Annotated in this window: 3 protein-coding genes and 1 other RNA gene; 1 reads left to right on the forward strand and 3 read right to left on the reverse strand. The window is 71.5% G+C overall.

All coding sequences use genetic code 11. From position 1 onward, the window contains the following. Positions 1 to 306 precede the first annotated feature (306 nt). Complete coding sequence (gene cysS, locus M0P34_RS13790; RefSeq protein WP_291500140.1) at positions 307 to 1,764, forward strand: cysteine--tRNA ligase; 1,458 nt, start codon at positions 307 to 309, stop codon at positions 1,762 to 1,764. Positions 1,765 to 2,081: 317 nt separating this feature from the next. On the opposite strand, the gene ispD is transcribed toward cysS, so the two are convergent. The 3 genes from ispD to M0P34_RS13805 form a co-directional block, all read right to left on the reverse strand. Then, positions 2,082 to 3,263, reverse strand: a complete 1,182-nt coding sequence (gene ispD / locus M0P34_RS13795; RefSeq protein ID WP_291500142.1) for a 2-C-methyl-D-erythritol 4-phosphate cytidylyltransferase — start codon at positions 3,261 to 3,263, stop codon at positions 2,082 to 2,084. Positions 3,264 to 3,346: 83 nt separating this feature from the next. Next, positions 3,347 to 3,704, reverse strand: an RNA gene (rnpB, locus tag M0P34_RS13800) — RNase P RNA component class A. A gap of 55 nt (positions 3,705 to 3,759) precedes the next feature. Next, positions 3,760 to 4,635, reverse strand: coding sequence for a C4-type zinc ribbon domain-containing protein (locus M0P34_RS13805; RefSeq protein ID WP_366062750.1), 876 nt, complete (start codon positions 4,633 to 4,635; stop codon positions 3,760 to 3,762). Positions 4,636 to 4,727 lie beyond the last annotated feature (92 nt).

Below are 4,727 nucleotides of genomic sequence, written 5' to 3' on the forward strand. Positions count from 1 at the left end.
CAAGGAGAGCACCCTGCGCGACACATACTCGCGCCTGGAGGCGACCCTGTCCGAGTACGAAAGCCTGGACACATCCCTGGATTCGCTCATCGACCAGCTCCCGAGCACGGACGGCTAGCCGCGCCCAGGGCCAGATCGGGGGCCGCGGCCCGCGGCCGCCAACCCGTCCGGGGCCGCGGCCGCGGTGCCGGGGGGCGCCCGTGCCGCGCCCAAGGGCTTTGACGGGCCGTGCCGTTTCGGGCATGATGCCCAACCGGCCCGCAAGGCGGGCACGCCAACGCAATCACGACGCCAGGGAGCGACCCCATGCAACTGTACAACACCATGACCCGCCGCAAGGAGGACTTCGCGCCCCTGCGCGACAACCACGTGCGCATGTACGCCTGCGGCATCACGGCCTACGACTACTGCCACATCGGCCACGCCCGCTCGGCCGTGGTCTTCGACGTGCTCGTGCGCACCCTGCGCCACATGGGCCACCGCGTGACCTTCGCGCGCAACTTCACGGACGTCGACGACAAGATCATCGTGCGCGCGAACGAGAACGGCGAGGATCCCCTGGCCCTGGCCGAGCGCTTCATCCGGGCCTTCCATGAGGACATGGACCGCCTGGGCGTCCTGCGGGCCGACGTGGAGCCCCGCTGCACCACGCATATCCCCGAAATGATCGCCCTGACCCAGGACCTCATCGCCAAGGGCCACGCCTACGCCACGCCCTCGGGAGACGTGTATTTCCGGGTGCGCTCCTTCGCGGGCTACGCCAGGCTCTCGGGCCGCGACATCGACGAAATGCGCGCGGGCGCCCGCGTGGCGCCCGGCGAGGAAAAGGAGGACCCCCTGGACTTCGCCCTGTGGAAGGCCGCCAAGCCCGGCGAGCCCACCTGGGACAGCCCCTGGGGCCCGGGCCGCCCGGGCTGGCACCTGGAGTGCTCGGCCATGAGCGACAAGCACCTCGGCCTGCCCCTGGACATCCACGGCGGAGGCCAGGACCTCGTCTTCCCGCACCATGAGAACGAAATTGCCCAGACCGAGGCCGCCACGGGCCAGGAAATGGCCCGCTTCTGGGTCCACAACGGCTTCGTGCAGGTGGATTCGGAAAAAATGTCCAAGAGCCTGGGCAACTTCAAGACCATCCGTGAAATCATGGATGCCTATCTGCCCGAAACCCTGCGCTATTTCCTGCTGACCAAGCATTACCGCAGCCCCATCGACTTCACCCTGGACAACATGGACGAGGCCGAGAAGAACCTGCGCCGCATCTACACCGCGCGCCAGGAGATGGCCGCGGCCCTGGCGGGTACGAAATGGGCCGCCACGGACCTGCCCGCCGCACTGGCCGCCGAGATCGACGAGCAGGAGGCCGCCTGGGAGGCGGCTATGGGCGACGACATGAACACCGCCCAGGCCCTGGGCCATGTGTTCAACCTCGTGCGCCTGGCCGGGCGCATCGCCGAGGACAAGGCCCTGCGCAAGACCCGGGGCGCCAAGGCCGCCTGGGAGCGCATCCAGGCCGACCTGGACGCCTGGGGCGCGGTGCTCGGCGTCTTCACCCAGGATCCGGCGCAGTTCCTGGCCTCCCTGCGCGACACCCAGGCCCGGCGCAAGGGCATCGACACCGCCCGGGTCCGGGCCCTGCTGGACCAGCGCGCGGCCGCCCGCGCCGCCAAGGACTTCGCCGCCTCCGACGCCCTGCGCGATGAGCTCGCCGCCCTGGGCGCCACGGTCAAGGACACCCCCGCCGGACAGGTCTGGGACGTGGCCTGAGCAGCGCGCGCCGCGCCCGGGCCGCGAGGGCCGCAGGTGGCGCCGCGCGCCCCCTTGGCCCGCACGGCGCCCGGGCACGGCGGCCCGCCCAAGGTGAAGGCCCCGGCCCCCGGTTTGACCGGGGGCCGGGGCCTTCACGCGCGCCGGAACGGAAAACAGGCGGAAAACGCCCCGCCTGGGGCTTGCTGGCGGGTTGGCCGCGCGGGCCGGGGCTGCCGGGCGGCGAGGGCGCGGCGGCTGGCGCGCTGGCGGCGGGCCGGGCGGCCTTGGGGCCGGTCCCTGCCCGGCGCCGCCATGCCCCTGCCCGGCGCCGCCGTCTAGGCCGGGAGCAGGGCGCTGACGCAGGCCACGGCCTTCACGCCCTTTTTTTCGCCCGTGAAGCCCAGGCCCTCCTCGGTGGTGGCCTTGACGTTGACCCGCCCGGGGGGCAGGCGCAGCAGCCCGGCTACGGCCGAGCGGATTTGCGCCTTCCAGGGCGCGAGGCGCGGCACCTGGCAGATGACGGTCAGGTCGGCGTGGACCACCTCCAGCCCGGCCTCCAGGGCCATTTCGAGCACCTCGTTGAGCAGCACGGCGGAGGGCACGCCCTCGTAGCGCGGGTCGGTGTCCGGGAAATGCTCGCCGATGTCGCCCCGGCCCAGGCAGCCGAGCAGCGCGTCGGTCAGGGCGTGCAGCAGAACATCGCCGTCGGAGTGGGCCACGACCTCGGGGCCGCCCTGAATGGGCACGGTGCCCAGGACCATCGGCCGCCCGGGGCCGTACTTGTGCACGTCGTAGCCCCAGCCCGTGACGGGCACACGGGGGCTCTGCCCGGTCCGGAGCAGGTGCAGGTCTTCCGGGGTGGTGATCTTCACGTTGCCCTCCTCGCCGGGTACGACGGCCACATCCAGGCCCAGGGCCTCGATCATGGACGCGTCGTCGGTGACATCCAGCCCGTGGCGGGCGCAGTGTTCGTGGGCGGCCAGCAGGTCGGCCAGGACGAAGGCCTGGGGCGTCTGCACGGCGGCCAGTTCCGCCCGGGGCAGGGTGGCGGCCACGCGCCCGGCGGCCACGCGCTTGACCGTATCCTTCACGGGCACGGCGGGCACGGCCGCCCGGGCGCCCGCGTCCAGGGCCGCCAGCAGCGCCGTGACCAGCGCGGCCGAGGCGAAGGGCCGCGCCGCGTCGTGAACCAGCACCCGCGAGCAGTCCCGGGGCAGCACGGCCAGGGCCGCGGCCACGGAGTCCTGGCGGCGGGCCCCGCCAGCGGCGAAGCGCAGGGGCAGGCCCAGGTCCTGGGCGGCGGCCAGCTCTTCGGCGCGGGCGCTGGCCTGGGGCAGCTCGGCGGGCGGGAAGGCCAGGGCCACCCCGTGGACCCCGGCCACGCGGGCCAGGGTGCGCAGGCTGGCCCAGTAGAGCGGGGCGCCGCGCCAGGGCATGAACTGCTTGCCCACGCCAAGCCCTGCGGCGGCCAGCCGGCTGCCGCTGCCTGCGGCGGGAATCACCACCCAAGTGCTCATGGGCCCTCCTGCGTGCGTTCCGATACGCCGCGGGCGCGCCGGGGGCTGGCCCCGGCGCGCCCGGTGGCGCGCGGCGTGTTGAAAAAGGGAGCCGGACTGTAAGCCGGGTTCTGTTCCCCTCGCGGGGCGGCCATCATTCCTCTAGGGCGACGGTTGCCCGCCGCCTCAAGCAGCCTACCCGAAGGCATCGGCCGGGCCAGCCTCGAGCGCCTTCCTATTTGGCCTTGCTCCGAACGGGGTTTGCCAAGCCGGCCGGGTCGCCCCGGCCGCTGGTGGGCTCTTACCCCACCGTTTCACCCTTACCCTCCGCAGAGGGCGGTTTGCTTTCTGTGGCACTTTCCGGGGCTCGCACCCCCTGGACGTTATCCAGCGTCCTGCCCTGCGGAGCCCGGACTTTCCTCCCCGGCCCTTGCGGGTCGCGGCGATGGCCCGTCCGGCTCCCAAGTCTCAAAATCATGCCCGCCCGGTCCCGGGGTCCGGGGCCGGGCGGCGCGGATCAGCGGTCGTCGTCCCGGTCGTCGTCCGGGCTGTGGTTGTCGTCGTCGTAGCGCGGCTCCTCGTCGTACCCGGCGTCGTCGGGCCCGGCTTCGTCCTCGTCGTCGTCCAGGGGCGTGGCGGTGCGCACGGCGGCGGCAGCGGCCAGGGGCGAGTCGCAGGCCTGGAAATGCTCGCACCAGTAAATCAGGCGCTGGCAGTTGGGGCAGGACAGGATGGTCTCGCCCTTTTGCAGGTCGTTGAAGGCCTGGGGCGGAATCTGGATGAAGCAGCCCGAGCACACGCCCGCCGTCACCGGAACGATGACGGGATTGGAGATGCGCTCGCGGATGAATTCGTAGCGCTTGAGCACCGGGGCGGGCACCACCACGCAGGCGCCTTCGCGCTCTTTTTGCAGCTCGTCCAGGCGCTTGCGCGCGGTGGCGGAGCGCTTCTTGAGGCTGGTCTGGTATTCCTCAAGCTGGGCGGTCAGCTCGGCGTGCTCCTTTTGCAGCTCGTCGAGCAGGGCGGTCTGGCGCTCCAGCTCCTCGGCCAGGGCGACCTTCTCTTCCTCGCGGTTGCGCGTGGACTTTTCCATGTTGTCCATCTCGCGCATCATGGCGTGGTATTCGCGGGTGTTGCCAGCCATCATGAGCTTGTTCTTGCTCTTCTTGATGCGCGAGGTGCTGTCCTCGATTTCCTGGTCCAGGCGCTTGCGCTGGGTTTTCAGGATGTCGAGCTTGTCCTCGAGCACGGCCTTGCGCTCCAGGAACTCGGCGTTCCTGGCCTCCAGCTCGGCCAGTTCGCGGGGCATGCTGCCCAGTTCCTCTTCCAGGACGATGATCTCGCCGTCCACTTTCTGGAGCATGACGAGTTTTTCGATCTGTTCGAGATACATGCTCAAGGGGGTATCCTCCCGTGGCCGCACGCGGCGGCCGTTTCGGTCTGCGCAGCCCGCGCGGGCCGGCCTTGGTTGCTCGGTTCCGGGCG

Origin of the sequence: Desulfocurvus sp., assembly GCF_023230885.1 — a bacterium.
In the GTDB taxonomy this organism is placed as follows: domain Bacteria; phylum Desulfobacterota; class Desulfovibrionia; order Desulfovibrionales; family Desulfovibrionaceae; genus Desulfocurvus.